Origin of the sequence: Bartonella sp. CE47NXGY (assembly GCF_042195415.1) — a bacterium.
Taxonomy (GTDB): Bacteria; Pseudomonadota; Alphaproteobacteria; order Rhizobiales; family Rhizobiaceae; genus Bartonella.
The window spans coordinates 49,609-72,209 of the sequence record NZ_JBHIOI010000006.1 but is presented as its reverse complement, the minus strand read 5'-3'; the positions used below and the strand labels follow the sequence as shown (position 1 = coordinate 72,209).

Sequence of the window (22,601 nt, the reverse complement as noted above, 5' to 3'; positions counted from 1 at the left end):
AACAGGTTCTAAGAATCTTTGAAGGAGAACAGCATGAACCACGAGGTCATGAATCTTTTCAATCCTCAAGCGCCAGCGCAGACATTTGACTCTATTCGTATTTCTATTGCGAGTCCTGAGAAAATTTTGTCCTGGTCGTATGGTGAGATTAAGAAGCCTGAGACTATTAATTATCGGACTTTTAAACCAGAACGTGATGGTCTTTTTTGTGCACGTATATTTGGCCCTATTAAGGACTATGAATGTCTATGTGGCAAATATAAACGCATGAAGTATAAGGGCATTATTTGTGAAAAATGTGGTGTAGAGGTTACTCTTTCGCGCGTACGTCGTGAGCGTATGGGGCATATTGAACTTGCGGCACCCGTTGCGCATATATGGTTTCTTAAATCATTACCAGGCCGTATTTCTACACTTTTAGATTTAACTTTAAAAGATATTGAACGGGTTCTTTATTTTGAGAATTATATTGTAACCGAACCAGGGTTAACATCTCTTAAGCTCCATCAGCTTCTTTCTGAAGAAGAATATATGCTTGCTATTGATGAATTTGGAGAAGATCAGTTTACAGCTATGATTGGCGCTGAAGCTATTTACGAGCTTTTAGCTAGTATGGAGTTAGATAAAATCGCTAATGATTTGCGTCTTGAATTAGCTGAAACAACTTCAGAGTTAAAGCAGAAAAAATTGATTAAACGACTTAAAATCGTTGAAAATTTTCTTGAATCTGGAAATAAGCCAGAGTGGATGATTATGAAAACAATTCCGGTTATTCCACCGGATTTGCGTCCATTGGTTCCGCTTGATGGTGGGCGTTTTGCGACATCAGATCTGAATGATCTTTATCGGCGTGTTATCAATCGTAATAACCGCTTGAAGCGGCTGATTGAATTGCGAGCTCCTGGAATTATCGTACGCAATGAAAAGCGTATGGTACAAGAAGCTGTTGATGCATTGTTTGATAATGGACGGCGTGGGCGTGTGATTACTGGAGCCAATAAACGTCCTCTTAAGTCTTTATCAGATATGTTGAAGGGCAAGCAAGGGCGTTTTCGTCAGAACTTACTTGGGAAGCGTGTTGATTACTCGGGGCGTTCTGTTATCGTGACGGGTCCTGAATTAAAATTACATCAATGTGGTCTTCCCAAAAAAATGGCTCTTGAATTATTTAAGCCTTTTATTTATGCGCGGCTTGATGCAAAAGGCTATTCATCAACGGTAAAGCAGGCAAAGAAGCTTGTTGAAAAAGAACATCCAGAAGTTTGGGATATCTTGGATGAGGTTATTCGTGAACACCCTGTTTTGCTCAATCGTGCACCAACATTGCACCGTTTGGGAATTCAAGCTTTTGAGCCTATCTTGATTGAGGGAAAAGCTATACAGCTACATCCATTGGTGTGTACTGCTTTTAATGCGGATTTTGATGGTGATCAGATGGCGGTTCATGTTCCGCTTTCTCTTGAAGCACAACTTGAAGCCCGTGTTTTGATGATGTCCACCAATAATATTCTTCATCCGGCCAATGGTGCTCCCATTATTGTTCCCTCACAGGATATGGTTCTTGGTCTTTATTATCTTTCAATTGTTTCTGAAAAAGAACCAGGTGAAGGAATGGCCTTTTCTGATATAGGTGAGCTTCATTATGCCTTGGAAAATAAGGTTATAACGCTTCATACGAAGATTAAAGGCCGTGTTAAGAATATGGGGAAGGATGGAAAAGAAGTCTCTAAACTTTATGATACGACACCTGGTCGTTTGATTATCGGTGAGCTTTTGCCAAAAAGTGCGGATATCTCATTTGATATTGTCAATCAAGAGATGACGAAAAAGAACATTTCTAAAATGATTGATCATGTTTATCGGCACTGTGGACAAAAAGAGACGGTTATTTTTTGTGACCGTATTATGCAGCTTGGCTTTTCTTATGCTTGTCGTGCAGGAATTTCATTCGGTAAGGACGATATGGTTATTCCTGATAGTAAGTCGCGTTTAGTCGCAGAAACAGAAGCTTTGGCTAAGGAGTACGAACAGCAATATAATGATGGTTTGATTACACAAGGTGAAAAATACAATAAGGTTGTAGATGCTTGGGGTAAATGTACAGATCGCGTCGCAGATGAAATGATGAAACGTATTCAAGCTGTGGATTTTGATCCTAAAACAGGTCGTCAACGGCCGATGAATTCTATCTATATGATGTCGCACTCTGGTGCTCGTGGTTCTGCTAACCAGATGAGACAATTGGCCGGTATGCGTGGATTAATGGCAAAACCATCGGGTGAAATTATTGAAACACCCATTATTTCAAATTTTAAAGAAGGTCTAACTGTTAATGAATACTTCAATTCCACGCATGGTGCACGTAAAGGACTTGCTGATACTGCGTTAAAGACGGCGAACTCTGGTTATTTAACACGGCGTCTTGTTGATGTTGCACAGGATGCTATTATTTCAGCAGTTGATTGTGGTACCGCAAAAGGGCTTACCATGCAGCCGATTGTTGATGCAGGACAAATTGTTGCCTCCCTTGGGCAAAGAATTCTTGGTCGTACAGCGCTTGTTGATATTCTACATCCTGTCTCTGGAGAGGTTATCCTTGAAGGTGGAGCAATGATTGAGGAAGCTGATGTCGCGAAGATTGAAGCAGCTGGGATTCAATCTGTTCAAATTCGTTCTGCATTAACATGTGAAACACGTCTTGGTGTTTGTGCAAAATGCTATGGTCGTGATTTGGCGCGTGGAACACCTGTTAATCAGGGAGAAGCGGTTGGTGTTATTGCTGCTCAATCCATTGGTGAGCCGGGAACACAGCTTACTATGCGTACTTTTCACTTAGGAGGAACTGCGCAGGTTGTTGATTCATCGTATTTAGAGGCATCTTATGAAGGTAAGGTGGAGATTCGTAATCGTAATGTAGTTCGTAACTCTGAAGGCCATTTGGTTGTTATGGGGCGTAATATGGCTATCCTTATCAAGGATGAGTTAGGAAAAGAGCGCGTTGTACATCGTGTTAGCTATGGTGCTCATATTTTTGTTGATGATGGTGATGTGGTTAAACGTGGCCAACGTATAGCAGAATGGGATCCTTATACACGTCCAATTTTAACGGAAGTTGAAGGCTATGTGGGTTTTGAAGATATGATTGATGGTTTATCTGTCACTGAAACAGCTGATGAATCTACGGGTATTACGAAGCGTTTGGTGATTGATTGGCGCGCTAATCCACGTGGTGCGGATCTTAAACCAGCTATTATTATTCACACGGATAAAGAAGGTGAATCCATTGCTAAATTGTATAAGGGAGGTGAAGCCCGTTATATGATGTCAGTGGAAACTATTCTTTCTGTTGAGCTTGGTGCTCATGTTAAGGCTGGTGATGTTATTGCTCGTTTGCCAATGGAAAGTGCCAAGACGAAAGATATTACGGGTGGTCTTCCTCGTGTGGCTGAGCTTTTTGAAGCGCGTCGTCCAAAGGATCATGCGATTATTGCTGAAGTTAGTGGTACAATTCGATTTGGCCGTGGTTATAAGAATAAACGTCGTATCATTATTGAACCAAATGATAAAACTCTTGAGGCAGTAGAATACTTGATTCCAAAAGGTAAGTTGTTCCACTTCCAAGAAGGCGATCAAATTGAAAAGGGAGATTATATCCTTGATGGTAATCCAGCACCTCATGACATCTTGGCGATTAAGGGGGTTGAAGCTTTGGCATCTTATCTTGTTAATGAGATTCAGGAGGTTTATCGTCTGCAGGGAGTTCTTATTAATGATAAGCACATTGAAGTGATTGTTCGTCAAATGTTGCAAAAAGTTGAAATTACTGAATCTGGAGATTCTGGTTATATTCCAGGTGATAATGTTGATCGTATTGAACTTGATGAAATCAATGATAATTTGATTGCAGAAGGGAAGAAACCTGCATCTGGTAATCCCATTCTTCTTGGAATTACAAAAGCTTCTCTTCAAACACCTTCTTTCATTTCGGCGGCATCGTTTCAGGAAACAACACGTGTTCTTACTGAAGCAGCAGTTTCTGGTAAAATTGATACTTTGCAAGGACTTAAAGAGAACGTTATTGTCGGTCGTCTTATTCCAGCAGGTACGGGTGGTACAATTTCTCAAATCCGTCGTATTGCTGCAGTTCGTGATGATTTGATTGTAGATGAGCAGCGTAAGTCTAGTAATAACGAAGTGGCTAAGGCTATGTTGACAAATATGACAACCGGGGCCGTTACTGAATAATTTAAATACAACACCACATAATATAAAAACGTCTGAATAGAAAGTTCAGACGTTTTTTATTTCGAAATGCAGAAGTTGTATATTTTCTTGAAAAATATCAAAAATTATAAGGCGATAGTTATTTTAAACATCTTTAGTAGCTTATTATTTTGTAATGATGCTTATCTTTTTTGTTACTTTATTTTAAAGTTTCTTAATTTCTAAAAGCAGTATAGAATTTTTCCAAAATATGTGAAACTCAAAAATCATATTCAAGGAAAAGAGTTGATTATCTACAAATCAAATAAGATTGATTTTGAACTTTAGGAAAATTTTTGATTGATATCTTCTATAAAAATTTAAAAGGACTTATGATGAAAGATCAAGAGTCTTTTCTATAATCTAAAAAATAATTGATTCTCTACTATACAATGTTTGTGAATGTATTTTCTTCTAAATTAGAATGCAGAAAAGTAGAGATTAAGGTGCTCACTAAGTTTTATAAAAAATAGACATATTTCTTATAACAATGTGATCTATGCAGACAGAATAATAAAATGTACGAATATTATTCAATTGGAAAATTAACACGTGAGTTTTCAATAATAGCTCGAACTTTGCTATGAAGAAGAGGGACTTCTTATCCCTTTTCGGTGTGGAAGTACACGGCTTTATACATAAACGGATCGTCATAAGTTAAAACAAATCCTGTATGCTAACAGAGTAAAATTTTCGTTGTCTGAAATATCTGATATGTTGACAATGGTTGGAAAACCACCTGATGATGAGAAAAAGCTTAAGAAATTAATTGCAGGAATTCATAAAAAACAAACTGATTTAAAGCAGATGCAGCATGATGTTGATGATCTTCTACAGGATTTAGAACGAATTGAAGAGAGTTTTTTTGAGAGCTTAGCGGAGTTGGGGGGTAGTCATTGATTATAAATTTATTTTGTCTTCTTTTAGACTAATTTCTTTCTCTTAAAAGAGATAGATTATACCGTCTCTAAGGGGAATATTTACCACTGCGTGAAATGTGTAAGTCATTTAAAGAAATAGAGTGTTTGAAAAAGCTGCAAAGGTATTTTCGCAGTATATTATTCTTGATAAGAAAAAACTATTTTTCATAAAGAAAGTAAAAACAATGACAGTTTCTCCTATGAGTGTTTTTCAATCTATATTGTCACGAAAGTCAATTCGCGCTTTTACTGATCAGCCAGTTAGTTTGGAAACAATCAAAGAAATCTTAAAACTTGCAGCACGTGCACCATCTGGAACAAATATTCAGCCATGGCAAGTAATTGTGCTTACAGGAAGTGTATTACAGAAAGTAGGGCAAGAGCTTTCACAACTTGTGCTTTCAGGTGTAAAAGGAGAGCGTGAATATAGTTATTATCCACGTCAGTGGCGTGAGCCCTATATTTCAAGGCGTCGAAAAGTTGGTTTGGATCTTTATCAGAGTCTTGGAATTCAAAAAGGTGATGAAGAAAAAATACTTCATCAAAAGGCGCGAAATTTTTTATTTTTTGATGCACCTGTAGGACTCTTATTTACAATGGATCACGACATGGAAATGGGGAGTTGGCTTGATTTGGGTATGTTTATGCAGACCATTATGTTAGCTGCACGTGGATTTGGATTAGATACCTGTCCTCAAGCTGCTTTTGCTGATTATCATAAACAGATTCGTACGCTTTTATCTATTCCTTCTGATCGCCATATTATCTGTGGTATGGCACTTGGTTATCGCGATATGAGTGCTCCAGAAAACAATTTTGAGACAGAACGAGAATCGTTAGAAAAATTTGTACGTTTCATTGAAACATACCCATAAAATATTTTATACAATTAAGCATATGTTTTGAAGAACTTAGTGCATTATGAAAAATATTTCCGATAAGATTTCTCATCCTTATTGAATTTTAATATTGCATATTAACACTTATTTTACTACGTTTGGAACATTGGGAGTGGTGACTCTAGGGGCATTGTCCGTTTTAAAGGTTGGCTAATGGAAAACACTATAGAAAGAAAGTGTTGGGTGGTAGCAAGACGAGCGACATTCGTGTTTATTGTTGTCATTTTTTTAGTTTATCTCGCAATTTGATTTTAAGCGGAAGAAACGTTATGAAAAAGCATATATGCTCAAGCTGTACTATAGTTTAAGGTGATACGTGTTTCTATCTGTTTTTGAACTTTTTAAAATTGGGATTGGTCCTTCTAGCTCACATACGATGGGACCAATGACTGCTGCTAATATGTTTTTGCAAAAGATAGGAGATTTTTCTCAGTCGTCTGATGTTCAAGTTTCTCGTATACGTGTTTATCTTTATGGTTCTTTAGCTTTCACGGGTATTGGTCATGCAACAGATAGAGCTATCATATTAGGACTTTTAGGAGAAAAAGCTTCTACTGTTGATCCTGATAGCATGGGGTTTTTGTTAGAAAAAGTTATACGTGAAAAAAAAGTGCAACCAGAAGGTCATCCCGCTTATCAGTTTGATGTGCAACGTGATCTTATTTTTGAACGAAAGCAAATCCTCCCTGGACATACAAATGGACTAGCCTTTGAAGGACTTGATACTGATGGGAATGTTCTGTTGCGGCAGATTTATTATTCTATCGGTGGTGGCTTTGTTGTGACTGAGGATGAATTAAGCCATATGAATGATAATATACAACCAGAAGCATTTGAGGTACCATATCCATTCGATTCTGCTTGTACAATGTTATCAATGGCAGAAAAATCAGGACTTTCAATTGCTGAAATGAAGCGCTTAAATGAAGAAACAAAGATAGAGCGTTCTTCTCTTGATGTAGGGCTTGATGAAATTTTTTCAGCGATGACAAATTGCATTGATAGAGGTCTTTCACAAGAAGGTGAGTTGCCTGGTGGATTGCGTGTTTTAAGGCGCGCTAAAAAGCTGCATGAAACGCTTTTGGAAAAACAAAAGAAAAATTACAATTATCCACTTTGGGCAAATGATTGGCTTTCGGTGTATGCTATAGCAGTCAATGAGGAAAATGCAGCAGGTAGTCGTGTTGTTACAGCACCAACAAATGGAGCAGCCGGTGTCGTCCCAGCCGTTTTGCGTTATTATCTTCAGTTTAATGATGATTCAGATCGAGAGGGAATACATAATTTTCTATTAACGGCAGCAGCTATAGGCGGTGTTATCAAACATAATGCCTCTATTTCTGGTGCAGAAGTTGGGTGTCAAGGTGAAGTTGGAACGGCATCTTCAATGGCCGCAGCAGGGTTGACCGCAGCGTTAGGTGGAACACCAGCTCAAATTGAAAATGCGGCAGAAATTGCGCTTGAACATCACTTGGGAATGACATGTGATCCTGTTGCAGGTCTTGTACAAGTGCCTTGTATTGAGCGTAATGCAATGGGAGCTGTTAAGGCGGTAACGGCTTCTTCTCTTGCATTATATGGTAATGGAGATCATTTTGTTTCTCTTGATGCTTGTATAGAAACAATGCGCCAGACTGGTCATGATATGAGTGAACGCTATAAAGAGACAAGTAAAGGTGGTCTTGCAGTCAATGCGATATCTTGTTAAGAGCTGGAACATTTTTCAATCCATAACTGGACTTTTTGGAGAGAGATCGTATTTCCTAATAAAGCTTATGTTTTTTGTTCCTTATAAATCAAAATTCCACTTTAGTGCAGCAGTAGTTTGAAATAAATCTGAGATGATTCAGTGTTTTCTTAACGAATAATAGGTGTTGCATGCAAGCTTGGAGGGGAGAGTGTTGTACATCTGTTTGATTTGTCTCTAAAGTGGGGAAAAGTGTAATTTGGAAAAAATAAGAAAGCGTAAAGTAAAATTAGTGATCAATCTGCCATTATTTTTAGCTGGGTTTTATGGCTTTAAAAAGTTTCCATAGCCATATATCTTTTAAGTAATGGAAGATTATGCCTGAGTATCCAAGGAAAATTTGTTTTAAGTCTGAATAATTATGATGAAGAAAGTAGAATTTTAAAGGTTTTAATTTTTTAAAAGTGAAGTTTTTTCTACCTAGTATGGTAAAAAATGCCTTGAAAAAAAACACTAATTTACAATAATTAAGAGATATATTGGAAATATCTTTTTTATTTATAAATTTTGTACCGACAAAAAAATTAAAATAAATAATAACGTATACATTAAGAAATATTTATAAAAATTCTCATGAGAATAGAATGCACACGATAGAACATTGTCGTGTTACGCGTTCGTGAGTTCGTTTTAAAAAAATATCTCTCAGGCCTCCCCCCAAGCTCATTTCGCGATGGTACCTGTGAATGATATAACGGTAAATCCATTGAGCTGTCTCTATCTTTATGCTTAATAAAAAGAAGTACGCTGGCATGGTTACACACTTTACCAGAGCCCCCCTCTGTACAGGGGGACTAAAGCACTTGGCATTTGAAACGGTTCATTATAGGCATTTTTAGTCTTTTTGGGACAGTTTCACGCTACACACTAATCTCGCTCATAACATGCAAGAGACGGTTTTGATTGATTCAACATAAACAGATTTTAAATGAGAGAATCTTACGATATTCGAGATTCTCATCTAACAAACAAAATAATTAATTATCTTTATAAATCAGTATCTTGCATATGAATAATATAATGTAAGTTTTCCATGAATGGTATAAAATCTATAGAGTATTAGCATCTTTATTTATAAAGGGAGAAAACCAGCACTATCATCCTTTTTTCAACTTTCAATATTACAAAAGATCCTAGTACTTGAAATGATTCATAAGGGATACTTTGATTCCTTTTGTAAATGCTTTATATGTCAATTTTGCTCGTGATGAGCAAGCGAGCGATTTTGACTGATTCAATATAAGAAGTAAAATAAGAGTATTTTACGAAAATCTCTTGTTCAATATACAAAAAATAAATTATAATTATAAATTAAAATCTTATGGAAATCGTTATCATAATATTTAATCTGATAATTTATTTACGTTTTTTCATCGATAGTATTTGTATTTTCCAATTTTCTGTGCCTGTTGACATAAATACAAGTAAGAGAAGTGAGATTGTTTTTTTTTACAGCGTTTATGTTGTATAGGGAGCGTTATTAAGAGGGATTTTCTTTATTGAACTTTTACAATAATCCCACCAAATGATAAGCTTTCATCTAATGAAGCTATTCATTTTTTCCAGAAAGATATCAAGGATAATTTTTTATATTAAATCCAAAAAGTGGAAAAATATTGGGTATTTTTATGTCCTTAACAATGTTTTATTGAAAGCTTGGAGATATTGGATAGTTGGAAAAGCTGTCAGAAAATTCAACAATTTAAGAAAAAAGTATGTTTATCAAAAGGTTTTCTAAGGCTGTAGATAATGGTTAATAATAAAATAATTTTTTAGAGAGGGTCTGTAGAATTAAATATTTGTTGCTCCTAAACGGATTTTAATAGGCACATTACCAGTTTGGCTCGCAACGCGTAAATGAATGCGTACAGGAGGCATTATGAGACGACGGTTGCGCATTGTTTGGCAAATGAGAAGGTTAACAAGAGACTGTGTATCTAATGCAGTAGAATTATATTTTAAACCAGTAAGTTTTGCGGCAGCATCGTGAAGAGAACGCAATGAAAGGAGGGATGATTGCTTCAATAAAACTTCTTTTTTATGGAATGAAGCAAAAGCATTATCTGTCATAATACTATCCTTAACGCAGAATTCAAAAATTTTTAGTAGGCTACAGTATAGCAGTTAAAATTTGCTTTCTTTAATGTAGAGCAAGCGTCAAATGCAGCTTTTTTTGATTGAAACCCTGTAAAGCGCGCTCGGTAATAACGCCGCCCATTTTTTTCAAACAGTTGCATGTGTGAAGATGCGTGCTTTAAAGTAGAAAAAGCTATATTTTTTGCTTTTAAAAGTAGAGTTTTTGCTTGTTCTTCACTAGGAAGAGAACCAATTTGGATAGCCCATCCGGCATTTTCGGACAAAGAGACTGTTACAATTTTATGAGTCTCAGCCGGTATAGTTTTTTGAGGATTCGGTATTGGTATAATTACCTTATTGACAGCCGTTATTGCGATATTGGAGTTTTTAGGTTGTTCTGCAAATGCTGTCAACATAGTCGAAATTTCATCGTCAAAATTACTTGAATCAGCTTTAATGGTCGGTATAGGAGTATTGGCCCCAGTGGGTAAGTGATAGCGTACAGAAGCTATTAAACGTTCACCACTTTTCATTTGGCTTGCTTTGGGCAAATATTGATTCAATAAGCTAGCCATATGCTCGTCACGTGCAGTAGATGATTTACCTCCCATAACAACAGCGACAATAGAGCGCCCCTCAAGACGCATCGAAGTTGCTAAATTAGAACCTGACATTTGTGTGTAGCCTGTTTTAATTCCATCGACACCTTTCATTATTTTAACAAGTTTATTGTGGCTGTTAATTTTATGTCCACGGAAATTAAAACTTTTTGTTTTGAACAATTTATATTGTTTGGGAAAATGTTTACGTAAAGCTAATGACAAAGTCGCTATATCTCGTGCTGTAGAATAATTGTGCACATCCGGAAGTCCTGAAGCATTTGCAAAATGTGTATGTTTCATGCCAAGTTTACGAGCTTTTACTGTCATCATTTGAGCGAATTTTTTTTCACTACCTCCAAGATATTCTGCAATGGCAGCAGCAACATCATTTGCGGATCTTGTAATGAGTGCTTTAGCTGCTGATTCTGCAGAAATTGTTTGGCCTGCTTTAAATCCAATTTTTGTCGGTGGACGCATTGCTGCATAATGTGAAACAGGAATTGGTGTATTTGGTGTCACACGACGCATCTGCATAGCTTCAAAGAGTAAGTACAATGTCATCATTTTTGTTAAAGAAGCAGGATAACGTTTCAGTGTTGCATTGGCTTGAAATAAAGTTTTTCCCGTAGTAGCATCTATAACAATAGCCGCATACTTATCAGGATAGGCGCCTTGAGGTGTGGCGGATGCCCAACAGTAAGAAAAAGCTAACATAACAAAAGAAATTGCTATTGTTTTACAGTAGCGCATAATTTTTTGATAATTAATATACACTTGCAGTATCCTATTTCTCCATTTATCCTAAAAAACTTCTATAAAGCTTCCTTTTCTGTAATTTATTGATGCAGTTTAGACGAATGGTATTACTAATTTGTTTACAGAAGTTATTTTATGAGTGAGTGATTGAAGTCTAACCATAGAGGGAAATTTTTTTCTAATACAAACAGGTATTGCAATAGTTATGAAAGAATTTAAAATTAATAAAAATGTGCTGCATGGAAAACGATAATGGGACAGATGCTCATAATAAACTCTATAGCTCATATTATGCATAATGAAAAGGGCAAGAATTGGGATGAAGGTAGGCATGGTGCGGTTATAATGCCTAAGGCTAGAGAAAAACTCGAAAAACCTAAATTATGTCGAGTTTTTTTGCTTAATGATGATTACACACCTATGGATTTTGTTGTTTTCGTTTTGAAGAGCTTTTTTAAAAAAAGTTTCGAAGAGGCAACGCGGATAATGTTAAATGTTCATCACAATGGGATAGGAGAATGTGGGACTTACACTTATGAAGTCGCTGAAATGAAAATATTACAAGTGAGGGAATGTGCGCGTCAAAATGAACATCCGTTACAATGTGTAATGGAATGGAAGTGAGGAGCTATGCCATCTTTTACACCTAGTCTTGAAGAGGTTTTGCATCGTGCATTAACAATTGCTACTCAAGCACGGCATGAATATGCAACACTAGAGCATCTTCTACTTGCGCTGTTAGATGATGCCGATGCAAATTCCGTTATTCAGGCTTGCCAAGTAGATGTGGAGGAATTGCGAGAGCGCTTAACCAATTATCTTCGCTCAGAGTTAGATGAACAGATTAGAGCTGATGAGGATACAAAGCCTACAGCTTTTTTCCAGCGTGTTATCCAACGTGCGGTGATTCATGCACAATCAGCTGGAAAAGATGAAGTATCGGGGGCAAATGTTCTTGTTGCAATTTTTTCTGAACGTGAAAGCCATGCAGCATATTTTCTTCAAGAGATGGGAATGACACGCTACGATGCTGTACGTTTTATTTCACAGGGTGTCACGCGTGATGATGGGTTATCCATGTTACTTGAAGGACTTGAAGAGCAATTAGATCAGCAGATTTCGGATAATGGTGAAAGAGGAACAAGTGCTTTAACGAATTATTGTGTTGATCTCAATTGTAAAGCACGTAATGGAAAAATTGATTTATTAATTGGCCGTGAAATAGAAATTTCACGCATGATACAGATTTTATGTCGAAGGTCAAAAAACAATCCGCTTTTGGTTGGTGATCCTGGAGTAGGGAAAACAGCTATAATTGAGGGGTTGGCAAAGCGTATTGTTGATGGGCAAGTGCCTGAAGTTTTATCAAATGCAACAATATTTTCTCTTGATATGGGGGGACTTGTTGCAGGTACACGTTATCGCGGTGATTTTGAAGAACGCTTAAAACAAGTTATTAAAGAGTTTGAGCTGTATCCAGATGCTATTTTATTTATTGATGAAATTCATACCTTAATTGGAGCAGGAGCGACATTAGGGGGAAATATGGATGCAGCAAATCTTTTGAAACCTGTGTTATCTTCTGGAACTATGCGATGTATTGGTTCGACGACTTACAGAGAATATCGCAAATTCTTTGAACAAGATCGTGCTTTAGAGCGTCGTTTTCAGAAGATTGATATTAATGAACCTTCTGTTACAGATGCGATTAAGATTTTGCAGGGGATGAAGCCTTACTTTGAAGATTTTCATCAGATTAAATACACAGATCAGGCGATGAAGGCATCTGTAGAATTATCTTCACGTTATATAATTGACCGTAGGTTACCTGACAAAGCAATTGATATTATTGATGAAAGTGGCGCAGCGCAAAAGCTTTTGCCACAAAAACAACGCAAGAAGAGTATAGGTGTTAAAGAAATTGAAGCGACTGTTGCTACAATTGCAAGAATTCCATCAAAAACAGTTTCCCGGAATGATCAGAAGATACTGAGTAAGCTTGAAAGAGAACTCAAACATGTTGTTTATGGTCAAGATCAGGCAATTTCCGTTTTAGTTTCATCCATAAAATTGGCGCGAGCAGGTTTACGCGAACCGGATAAACCAATAGGAAGTTATTTATTTTCAGGACCAACAGGTGTAGGAAAAACTGAAGTTGCAAAACAGCTTGCATCATCTTTAGGCATTGAATTATTGCGTTTTGATATGTCAGAATATATGGAACGGCATACGGTAGCACGTTTAATCGGAGCACCTCCAGGTTATATAGGGTTTGATCAAGGAGGTCTCCTTACAGATGCCGTTGATCAGAAACCTCACGCAGTTCTATTGCTAGATGAGATTGAGAAAGCGCATCCAGAGTTATTTAATATTTTATTGCAGGTAATGGATTATGGTAGATTAACAGACCATAATGGTAAGAAAATTGATTTCCGCAATGTTATTTTGATTATGACAACCAATGCTGGTGCTTCAGATATGGCAAAATCAGCTATTGGATTTGGGAAAGTACATCGTGATGGTGAGGATATAGAAGCAATCAATCGGTTATTTACACCAGAATTTCGTAATCGGTTAGATGCAATTATTCCGTTTGCACCTTTATCTCATTTAATCATCAATCAGATAGTGCAAAAATTTATTTTTCAGCTTGAAGCACAATTAGCTGATCGAGGAATTTGTTTTGAATTAAGCCCTTCTGCAACTTTATGGCTTTCTAATAAAGGATATGATTCTCAGATGGGAGCACGCCCATTAGGGCGTGTTATACAAGAATATATTAAAAAGCCATTAGCTGATGAAATTTTATTTGGAAAGTTACGCAATGGTGGTACCGTTCGCGTATTGACACAAAAATCAAATGGTAAAAAAGAAAGCTTACAGTTAGAAATTTCATCTTCCGATATATCTGTAAGTTCAAAGAAAAGTAAAATGGAAAACTTTACAAAAAAACGTGTAGGAAAAAAAAGCACAACAACTTAAGAGTGTGTTATAAAGCTGCACGAATTTTTTTTGCATTCTCTTCAAGTATTTCTGGAGGCGTTACCATATCATTATGAGGGGTAAGCTCTATTCCCTCCATACGTGGTATAATATGAAAATGAAGGTGATAGACGGTTTGTTGACTAGCTGCTTCATTAAATTGCATGACAGTTATGCCATCTGCTTGAAAGGCTTTTTTGACAGCATTTGCAATTTTTTGAACAGCTTTAATAACAGGAAATAATGTTTCAGGATCTGCATCAAGTAAGTTTCTAGAGCCTTTTTTAGGAATGACCAGCGTATGACCTGGTGCCTGTGGCATGATATCCATAAATCCAATAACATCATCATCTTCGTAGACCCGAACAGAAGGGATTTCATTGCGAATCAATTTAGCAAAAATATTGTTATTGTCATAAGCTTGTTTCATACAAATATTTCCTTTTATCGTAAGTTTAAGATTCTAATTTAAAAACGAAAAAATGCAAGGTTTATCAGAGTGTAAGACAAAGAAGTATTTTGACTTCAGTTATATTTAGGATAATGCACTGTCTTAATGAAGGTTTAGATTTCTATGATGGCTTCAACTTCTACAGGAACATCCATAGGAAGAGAGGCAACACCAATAGCAGAACGGGCGTGTTTTCCAATTTCACCAAGGATATTGACGAATAAATTAGAAGCTCCATTGGCAACAAAAGGAATATCGGTAAAATGAGAATCTACAGCCACAAAAACAGTAATTTTGACCACACGTTTTATTTTATTTAAGTCACCCAGAGTTGCCTTGAGTTGCGCGAGAATATTGAGAGCGCAAGCTTCAGATGCTTTTTGGGCTTGTTCGGTATTCACAGTTGCACCAACTTTACCGATGGCTATTGGTTTTCCATTAATAAGAGGGAGTTGTCCAGAAATAAAGAGTTGATTGCCACTTTGTGAAGTGGTGATGTAATTGGCAAGGGGGGAGATTACTTCAGGAAGAGTGATTCCGAATTTTTCTAAGTTTTTTTCAATCATATTGGTCATAATTTTAACTCCATAGCTGCTTTATAATATATTCATTGCATAATCTATTTTTTGATTTAAGAAAATGTGTGGTTAATTGAGAAATTAGCCTTTTTTGCCTTATTGTATGATGTTATGCAACGGGGATAAAGTTCGGAAGTTGGGAATGATTAGATCATTATTTATAATAATTTTATATATTGTTTTTTTATGTACTGCGAGAGCTGAAGAGCCCATTTTTATTGTGCCTCATCGAGCAATTTATGATTTTCATCTCGATAGTGTTTCTCATGAAATGACAATTTCTGCGATGTCAGGACGAATGGTTTACGAGCTCACTGGTTCGGCATGCCAGGGCTATAGCACACGTTTTCGTTTTATTAGCCGTGTTCACATTGAAGATATGCCAGTACGTTTGACGGATCAACAGACGACGAGTTATGAAACAGGAGACAGCCGTACATTTCGTTTTAATATTACAGATCAAGAGGGAGAAGAGGTTGTGCATCGTGCCGAGGGGGTTGCGGAGCGTACGCAAGATGGTATCACAGTTACCTTAAAAAAGCCAAAGGAAAAAGAGTATAAGCTTGCAATGGCTGAATTTCCAATGATGCAACTAAAAAATATTATCCGCCATGCAAAAGCAGGAGATCATTTTTACAATGTTACTGTATTTGATGGGACAAATAAAGCAGATAAAGTTATAAAAGAAAGTATCGTCATAGGGGAAAAGAAGACGCTTTTATCTGATAGCGAAACGGAAAAAGTAAGAAAATTGGATGAAGAAGAATATTGGCCTGTTACAATTTCTTATTTTGATGATGGAGAAAATAAAGATGGTTTGCCGGTTTATCGTAGCAGTTTTCTCTTACATGAGAATGGTGTCATGCGTGATCTTCATATAGATTATGGAACTTTTTCAGTGCGTGCAAAATTGAACAGTCTCGAATTCTTGGAACTTGGAAAAGATCTTAATCAATGTGAAAATGCAAATATTAAATGATTAAAGAAAATAACTTGAAAAAGAATCAAATATTAGTATGTTTGCGCTATTCCACACGCGGAGTCTGGGTGTTTGCAAATGATCTGTGAGAAACTTCTAGCAAGCATCCGCCGGTAGCAGGTCTTCCTGCTTTTTCCGCGGAGGTTGAACCGGAAAGGATAAGATTTATGGCACTACCCGATTTTACTATGCACCAGCTTTTAGAAGCCGGTGTGCATTTTGGTCACCAGACTCATCGCTGGAATCCCAAAATGACTCCCTATATTTATGGCCAGCGTAATAATATCCATATTATTGACCTTGCTCAGACCGTTCCACTTTTACACCAAGCACTTAAACTTGTTTCAGATACTGTAGCGCGTGGTGGTCGTATTCTCTTTGTTGGTACGAAACGGCAAGCATCTGACATTATCGCAGATGCGGCGAATCGTTCCGCTCAGTATTACGTTAATGCACGTTGGCTTGGCGGCATGCTCACAAACTGGAAAACGATTTCCAATTCGATCCATCGTTTGCGGAAGCTTGACAAAATTCTTGCTGCTGAAGCGCAAGGCTTTACTAAAAAGGAACGTTTAAATCTTGAACGTGATCGTGAAAAGCTTAATCGTGCGCTTGGTGGTATTAAAGATATGGGTTCTGTTCCAGATCTTATCTTTGTTATCGATACGAATAAAGAAAATATTGCACTCCAAGAAGCAAAGCGTTTAGGTATTCCAGTGATTGCTATTATTGATACCAATTGTGATCCCGATGACGTAACACATCCAATACCAGGTAATGACGATGCTTCACGTGCAATTTCTCTTTATTGCGATCTTTTTGCCCGTGCTGCTCTTGATGGTATTGCACGCCAGCAAGGAGCAATGGGTATCGATTTAGGAGCTCAAGTTGATGCACCTGTGGAGCCTATTTTGGAAGAAAATGCAGTTTCAGAAGTTTCTGAATAATATAAAATGCCTAATTAAGGTACTTTTATTGTCTAAAGAAGAAGTTATAGGCGTGCAGAGGGATTTTGCACGCTTTCACTGTTATAAAATAAAGAGGCAAATATGAGCATTACTGCTGCACAAGTAAAAGAACTTCGAGAACTATCTGGCGCTGGTATGATGGACTGTAAAGCCGCCCTAGCAGAGACCAATGGTGATATGGAAGCTGCTGTTGATTGGCTTCGTAAAAAAGGAATAGCTAAAGCAGATAAAAAGGCTGGTCGTACAGCAGCTGAGGGATTAATCGGAGTCGTATCAAAAGATTCACATGCAGTTTTGGTTGAGATTAATTCTGAAACAGATTTTGTTGCGCGCAATGATGGATTCCAAGACATCGTGCGTAAAGTAGCAACTGCTGCCTTAGATACGCTAGGGGATGTTGAATCTGTTTCTGTTTCTCTTTATCCAGGTTCTGAGAAGACTGTAGAGCTTACGATTAAAGATGCAATTGGTACAATTGGCGAAAATATGACATTTCGTCGTTCCGCTAAATTGTCTGTTGAGAATGGTGTTGTTGCGACTTATATACACAATAGTGTGGCTGATGGGCTTGGAAAACTTGGTGTTTTGGTTGCGATTGAAACAACAGGAAATAAAGAGGCTGCTCTTGCTTTTGGTCGGCAGGTCGCGATGCATATTGCGGCAACCAATCCATTAGCACTTACAGCACAAGATGTTGATGCTGCTGCTGTTGAGCGAGAAAAAGAAATTTTTTCAGATCAAGCACGTCAGTCTGGAAAACCTGAAAATATCATTGAAAAAATGGTAGAAGGACGTATGCGTAAGTTTTTTGAAGAGGTTGTTTTGCTTTCTCAAGCTTTTGTTATGAATCCTGATATAACTGTTGAGGCCGCTTTAAAGGATGCTGAGAAATCAATTGGTGCTCCAGCAAAAATTACAGGCTTTATTCGTTTTGCATTAGGTGAAGGTGTGGAAAAAGAGGAGTCTGATTTTGCTGCAGAGGTTGCTGCTGCTGTAAAAGGCTAGTTATTGCAAACTCTTGAACAGAGATTTAAAGTCATATCGTTGGTTGTAGAATCTCTGAGGGGAACAATATAATTGTTGAGAGGGCGTCACGTGAAAAAAGTGGTGCCCTTCGTGGTGTCAAAAGCGAAAATAAATGTGCTTTTGGGGAGATTATGAATGGCATTAGCACTTCCGTATAAACGTATTCTTTTAAAGGCTTCTGGTGAAGCTCTTATGGGAGGGCAGAATTTTGGCATTGATGTTTCTGTTGTAGACCGTATTGCCGCTGATATTGCAGAAGTGCGCACAATGGGGATAGAAGTTGCGGTTGTTATCGGTGGGGGAAATATTTTTCGTGGCGTTGCTGTTGCTTCGCATGGTGGGGACCGAGTGACAGGTGATCATATGGGAATGCTTGCAACTGCTATTAACTCTTTAGCATTGCGAACATCTTTGACAAAATTAGGGGTTGAAACTGTTGTACTCTCTGCGATTGCTATGCCACAAATTTGTGAAAGCTTCTCGCAACGTAAAGCAATAGCTTATATGAATCAGGGAAAAGTTGTTATTTTTGCAGGTGGTACAGGAAATCCATTTTTTACCACTGATTCTGCTGCTACTTTACGTGCAGCAGAAATTGGTGCGGATGTCCTTCTTAAAGGAACACAAGTTGATGGTATTTATTCAGCAGATCCAAAAATAGACCCTACGGCTAAGCGTTTTGACCAATTAACACATGTTGAAGTTTTGCAATGGGGATTATCTGTTATGGATTCAACGGCGGTCACTTTAGCACGTGAGAACAATGTACCGATTATTGTGTATTCCATTCATGAAAAAGGCGGTTTGGCTAAGGTCTTGAATGGAACAGGACGCTTTACAATAGTATCGGAATAAGGGTAAGCTTCAAAGGACAATTGAAGGAGACAGAAATATGAATGTTACATCAATTATGGATGATCTGAAACGTCGCATGGATGGTGCCATTACGGCTTTTAAACATGAATTAGGTGGTTTGCGGACTGGACGTGCATCGGCCAGTTTATTAGAACCGTTGACCGTTGAATCTTATGGTTCTGTTGTGCATATAAATCAGGTTGCTAATATTTCTGTTCCCGAACCTCGGATGCTTTCTGTTTCTGTATGGGATAAAACGATGGTCGGAGCTGTAGAGCGCGCTATTCGCGATTCTGGTCTTGGTTTAAATCCCATAACTGATGGTACGAATCTACGTATTCCTTTGCCTGAATTGAATGAAGAGCGCCGTAAAGAACTTGTAAAAATTGCGCATCACTATGCAGAGCAAGCGCGTGTTGCTACACGTCATGTTCGTCGGGATGGTCTGGACAATTTGAAAAAGTTAGAAAAAGATGGTGAAATTGGACAAGATGAAGCCCATAGTTTGTCTGAAAAAGTTCAAAAACTCACGGATGAAACTATTGCTGATATTGATAAAATTTTAGCCGTAAAAGAATCTGAAATTATGCACGTTTAAGACGATTTTGTCACTAGAAAAAGGATATTTACTCCCAGCCTGTAAATTGTTTCTAGGGATAATTGTGGGGAGTGGTGTGCTCTGTGGTAGCAAGGTGTGATGCAGGAAGGTGTTCTATCATTTTGATATGGGAGAGACTGATTTGAAAGGGCAGATGTTTTAATTTTTTAGTCTGCGTGATAAATCATGCCCTTTGCTGGGAGACACTATTTAACAGCATGGTGCGGGTTTTTAGTTGAGCACGTCTTTGTTAAAATGCATAATGAAAGCATTATTAGAAATTATTCAAATATTCTAAGATGAAGGTTGAGGAAAGAATATAATGCAAAAAAACAAGTCTAACCTTTCTCTTATTTCTCATTATAAAACATGTGAGTATAATTGATCAAGCAGATGTTATGTGGCGTAATTCATTTTTTAATGACGAATAGTTGATAGAAAAGTGTTTTTATACGAAACCTATATTAGTTAATTTGTATGGGGCAGAGGTAACTGCTTTTTCATTTTATATTGAGAAAATATTAAAAAAATATTTTATAATTTTGACGGAGATTTTTGAAGCTGTTTTCATTGATTATTAGTTTCATAAGCGCTATCTTAGTAGACTGAATTATTTATGATAAATTATAAGAGAAATTATACAGGTATGAGATAAAAATACTGCGTAGGGGAGTTTTTCTTGCGTTAATTTTAGAGCTTGTATTTTCTATTTTTATTGTTTGGATGTTGTTTTGTCTAATTTGGTTTATCGTATTCTGACAGCTTTTGTTTTTGGCATTATTGCGTTGTATCTAACATGGTTGGGAGGAAACTTCTTTTTTTTATTTGTATGGTGTATTGGCGGTTTTGTTCTTTATGAGTGGATGAGTATTACTAAAGAGAAATGGTGTATTTTACAAAAAATATTAGCAAGTATCTTTTATTTAATCTTTGGCTTTTTTTTAGTATTGAGTGTATCTGCTTCATTGATTTTTTGTGTTTTAATCGTTTTAGCTACAGTGTTAGCTATTATATCTATAAAAAAGAGTGGTTGGGTTTTTTGTGGTTTTTTATATGCATCTTTTCCTGTTGTTGCTTTATGCTTTCTACGGGATCATGAAATGTTGGGGTTCCAAGTTGTTATTTTCTTATTTACGATAGTGTGGGGAACAGATATCGGTGGTTATTTTATCGGACGTGCATTAGGGGGCCCTAAATTAGCACCACAATTTTCTCCTAATAAAACATGGTCAGGAGCACTTGGTGGTACATTTGTCGGAGTTTTCGGTGGTATATGGGTTGCTTTTGGATTTTTTGATATAAATTTAGCCAGTTTTTTTGTGCCACTCCTTACACTTGTTTTGTCAATTGTTTCACAATTGAGTGATTTAGGGCAATCATGGCTCAAAAGACGGTTTTCTGTTAAAGATTCTAGTTCTTTATTGCCTGGACATGGTGGTTTTATGGATCGTATAGATGGATTGGTAGGGGCAGCTTTTCTTCTTTATTTAATTGGTTCATTTATGTCTGATATGGATGCGCCTTTTAATCTTTTTAGTATGATCTAATTGGGAGAAGATAGTTTGGAACTTTTAAATCATATCGTCACTATGGGTGATTTTCTTTTAAGAAGTTTGAGTATTCTTTTCATCATTATGATTATCATTTTTGTGCACGAATTTGGGCACTATCTCATTGGTCGGTGGTGTGGTATTAAGGCGTTAATTTTTTCGCTTGGATTTGGACCAGAAATAGCGAGTTATACAGATAAGCATGGCACGAAGTGGCGTTTAGCACTTATCCCCTTAGGAGGTTATGTAAAATTTGTTGGGGATGAGGAAAAAATCGATACGGAATCATCCCAATCATCTCTGATTGTCGATGGTTCATTTGCTAGTGCGCATGCTTGGAAAAAAGCAGCAACTGTTTTTGCCGGTCCTTTCTTCAATGCCCTTTTTACTGTTGTTATTCTAACATTTTTTTTCTTTATCTATGGTCGTGTAGCCATTGAGCCCGTTGTTGGTTCTTTGGTAAAAGATAGCCCTGCTCTTCAATCCGGTTTGGAATTAGGTGATCGTTTTGTTGAAATGGATGGACGACGGGTTGAAAGCTTTGAAGATTTGATGAATTATGTAGCTTTTCACGGAAGAGAACCCATAGAGTTTAAAATAGAACGCATGGGGCGAGTCTTTACAACGATGATTACCCCGAAAGTCGTTGAGCGAGATGATGGATTTGGTAATCGAACACGAAGTGCTATGATAGGTGTAGGTGTTCCTGTTGATTTAAATAATCCTGCACGTTTAGATCCAACTTATATAAAACATATTCGCTATGGTTTTGTAACAGCTGTAAGAAAAGCGTCAGACCGTACTGTGTTTATCGCCACTCAAACCGTTCTTTTTATGAGTCGTTTAATAGGAGGCAAAGAGGATCGTTGTCGGCTAAGTGGACCTTCTAAAACCGTTAAAATTGCTTGGAAAGTGAGCGAGACAGGTTTTATCTCTTTGTTGAATTTGGCAGCTTTTCTTTCAATAAGTGTTGGGCTTATTAACCTTTTTCCGATTCTACCGCTTGACGGTGGGCATCTTTTATTGCATGTCATTGAGGTCATTACTGGGAGGAAAATATCTGCTAAAATTCAGGGAATCGTTTTTCGTTTAGGTTTTTCCATTCTTCTCCTTTTTATGATCTTTGTCTTTTTTAATGATTATTTTTGTTGGTTTAGCTAATTAAATTATGGAAAACGCTTTATAAATTAAGTAATAATAGCAAAAACAAATTGAAGGTTGTTTACCATGTCTACAAAATGTTGTGGCGTTGTACATTATAATGAGTAATTAAGGAATGAAAAGTCTCGCTGTAAAAAGGTTGTTATGGCAGTTAGCTTTTAAGGCATCATGTCCAAGGAACGAGAGTAAG

General features: G+C 37.1%; 17 protein-coding genes. 13 read left to right on the top strand and 4 right to left on the bottom strand.

From position 1 onward, the window contains the following. The first annotated feature begins 33 nt into the window (after window positions 1-33). The 4 genes from rpoC to ACFIL3_RS03795 all read left to right on the top strand — a co-directional run bounded on the left by rpoC (window position 34) and on the right by ACFIL3_RS03795 (window position 7,790). Window positions 34-4,245: a DNA-directed RNA polymerase subunit beta' gene (rpoC, locus tag ACFIL3_RS03810; RefSeq protein WP_375638422.1), complete on the top strand. Its 4,212-nt coding sequence runs from the start codon at window positions 34-36 to the stop codon at window positions 4,243-4,245. Window positions 4,246-4,959: 714 nt separating this feature from the next. Then, the gene (locus ACFIL3_RS03805) at window positions 4,960-5,163 is read left to right on the top strand and encodes a hypothetical protein (RefSeq protein WP_375638423.1); all 204 of its coding nucleotides are present in this window, start codon (window positions 4,960-4,962) and stop codon (window positions 5,161-5,163) included. A 205-nt stretch (window positions 5,164-5,368) separates the two neighbouring features. Continuing rightward, on the top strand, window positions 5,369-6,058 hold the full coding sequence (locus ACFIL3_RS03800; RefSeq protein ID WP_375612167.1) for a nitroreductase: 690 nt from the start codon (window positions 5,369-5,371) through the stop codon (window positions 6,056-6,058). Window positions 6,059-6,398: 340 nt separating this feature from the next. Beyond that, entirely contained in the window at window positions 6,399-7,790 is a 1,392-nt protein-coding gene (locus ACFIL3_RS03795; RefSeq protein WP_375613465.1) for an L-serine ammonia-lyase, read from the top strand. A 1,830-nt stretch (window positions 7,791-9,620) separates the two neighbouring features. Here ACFIL3_RS03795 and ACFIL3_RS03790 read toward each other — a convergent pair. Beyond that, window positions 9,621-9,899 carry a hypothetical protein gene (locus ACFIL3_RS03790; protein WP_375612117.1) on the bottom strand — a complete coding sequence of 93 codons (279 nt, stop codon included), beginning with the start codon at window positions 9,897-9,899 and terminating at the stop codon, window positions 9,621-9,623. Window positions 9,900-9,931: 32 nt separating this feature from the next. After that, window positions 9,932-11,281 carry a D-alanyl-D-alanine carboxypeptidase gene (locus tag ACFIL3_RS03785; protein WP_375629618.1) on the bottom strand — a complete coding sequence of 450 codons (1,350 nt, stop codon included), beginning with the start codon at window positions 11,279-11,281 and terminating at the stop codon, window positions 9,932-9,934. A 234-nt stretch (window positions 11,282-11,515) separates the two neighbouring features. Between ACFIL3_RS03785 and clpS the strand changes: the two genes are divergently transcribed. Together clpS and clpA are read left to right on the top strand one after the other, a co-directional pair. After that, window positions 11,516-11,887: an ATP-dependent Clp protease adapter ClpS gene (gene clpS / locus ACFIL3_RS03780; protein WP_375681847.1), complete on the top strand. Its 372-nt coding sequence runs from the start codon at window positions 11,516-11,518 to the stop codon at window positions 11,885-11,887. A 6-nt stretch (window positions 11,888-11,893) separates the two neighbouring features. Then, entirely contained in the window at window positions 11,894-14,245 is a 2,352-nt protein-coding gene (clpA, locus tag ACFIL3_RS03775) for an ATP-dependent Clp protease ATP-binding subunit ClpA (RefSeq protein WP_375613468.1), read from the top strand. A gap of 7 nt (window positions 14,246-14,252) precedes the next feature. Here clpA and ACFIL3_RS03770 read toward each other — a convergent pair whose 3' ends face one another. After that, window positions 14,253-14,675 carry an HIT family protein gene (locus ACFIL3_RS03770; RefSeq protein WP_375607220.1) on the bottom strand — a complete coding sequence of 141 codons (423 nt, stop codon included), beginning with the start codon at window positions 14,673-14,675 and terminating at the stop codon, window positions 14,253-14,255. A 134-nt stretch (window positions 14,676-14,809) separates the two neighbouring features. Continuing rightward, a complete protein-coding gene (locus ACFIL3_RS03765; RefSeq protein WP_375607219.1) occupies window positions 14,810-15,271 on the bottom strand; it encodes a RidA family protein in 462 nt (153 codons plus the stop codon). 145 nt (window positions 15,272-15,416) lie between these two features. Between ACFIL3_RS03765 and ACFIL3_RS03760 the strand changes: the two genes are divergently transcribed. The 7 genes from ACFIL3_RS03760 (at window position 15,417) to ACFIL3_RS03730 (ending at window position 22,411) form a co-directional block, all read left to right on the top strand. Further along, the gene (locus ACFIL3_RS03760; protein WP_375620783.1) at window positions 15,417-16,253 is read left to right on the top strand and encodes a cell envelope integrity EipB family protein; all 837 of its coding nucleotides are present in this window, start codon (window positions 15,417-15,419) and stop codon (window positions 16,251-16,253) included. A gap of 167 nt (window positions 16,254-16,420) precedes the next feature. Then, a complete protein-coding gene (rpsB, locus tag ACFIL3_RS03755) occupies window positions 16,421-17,200 on the top strand; it encodes a 30S ribosomal protein S2 (RefSeq protein ID WP_273788135.1) in 780 nt (259 codons plus the stop codon). Between the two features lie 102 nt (window positions 17,201-17,302). Then, window positions 17,303-18,226 (top strand): translation elongation factor Ts, encoded by a 924-nt coding sequence (gene tsf, locus ACFIL3_RS03750; protein WP_375612122.1) that lies wholly within the window; start codon window positions 17,303-17,305, stop codon window positions 18,224-18,226. 156 nt (window positions 18,227-18,382) lie between these two features. Next, a complete protein-coding gene (gene pyrH, locus ACFIL3_RS03745; protein ID WP_273790666.1) occupies window positions 18,383-19,102 on the top strand; it encodes a UMP kinase in 720 nt (239 codons plus the stop codon). A 37-nt stretch (window positions 19,103-19,139) separates the two neighbouring features. Continuing rightward, window positions 19,140-19,700, top strand: coding sequence for a ribosome recycling factor (gene frr, locus ACFIL3_RS03740; RefSeq protein ID WP_273790667.1), 561 nt, complete (start codon window positions 19,140-19,142; stop codon window positions 19,698-19,700). A gap of 731 nt (window positions 19,701-20,431) precedes the next feature. Then, window positions 20,432-21,247 (top strand): phosphatidate cytidylyltransferase, encoded by an 816-nt coding sequence (locus ACFIL3_RS03735; RefSeq protein ID WP_375613469.1) that lies wholly within the window; start codon window positions 20,432-20,434, stop codon window positions 21,245-21,247. A gap of 15 nt (window positions 21,248-21,262) precedes the next feature. Further along, window positions 21,263-22,411, top strand: a complete 1,149-nt coding sequence (locus ACFIL3_RS03730; protein ID WP_375613470.1) for an RIP metalloprotease — start codon at window positions 21,263-21,265, stop codon at window positions 22,409-22,411. The last annotated feature ends 190 nt before the right edge of the window (window positions 22,412-22,601 follow it).

What these genes read in the sequence shown, in the direction of transcription:
- pyrH (WP_273790666.1), top strand. Translation starts at nt 18,383, where the DNA reads ATGGCATTAGCACTTCCGTATAAACGTATTCTTTTAAAGGCTTCTGGT.
- rpsB (WP_273788135.1), top strand. Translation starts at nt 16,421, where the DNA reads ATGGCACTACCCGATTTTACTATGCACCAGCTTTTAGAAGCCGGTGTG.
- clpA (WP_375613468.1), top strand. Translation starts at nt 11,894, where the DNA reads ATGCCATCTTTTACACCTAGTCTTGAAGAGGTTTTGCATCGTGCATTA.
- tsf (WP_375612122.1), top strand. Translation starts at nt 17,303, where the DNA reads ATGAGCATTACTGCTGCACAAGTAAAAGAACTTCGAGAACTATCTGGC.
- ACFIL3_RS03765 (WP_375607219.1), bottom strand. Translation starts at nt 15,271, where the DNA reads ATGACCAATATGATTGAAAAAAACTTAGAAAAATTCGGAATCACTCTT.
- ACFIL3_RS03760 (WP_375620783.1), top strand. Translation starts at nt 15,417, where the DNA reads ATGATTAGATCATTATTTATAATAATTTTATATATTGTTTTTTTATGT.
- rpoC (WP_375638422.1), top strand. Translation starts at nt 34, where the DNA reads ATGAACCACGAGGTCATGAATCTTTTCAATCCTCAAGCGCCAGCGCAG.
- clpS (WP_375681847.1), top strand. Translation starts at nt 11,516, where the DNA reads ATGGGACAGATGCTCATAATAAACTCTATAGCTCATATTATGCATAAT.
- frr (WP_273790667.1), top strand. Translation starts at nt 19,140, where the DNA reads ATGAATGTTACATCAATTATGGATGATCTGAAACGTCGCATGGATGGT.
- ACFIL3_RS03800 (WP_375612167.1), top strand. Translation starts at nt 5,369, where the DNA reads ATGACAGTTTCTCCTATGAGTGTTTTTCAATCTATATTGTCACGAAAG.
- ACFIL3_RS03770 (WP_375607220.1), bottom strand. Translation starts at nt 14,675, where the DNA reads ATGAAACAAGCTTATGACAATAACAATATTTTTGCTAAATTGATTCGC.
- ACFIL3_RS03790 (WP_375612117.1), bottom strand. Translation starts at nt 9,899, where the DNA reads ATGACAGATAATGCTTTTGCTTCATTCCATAAAAAAGAAGTTTTATTG.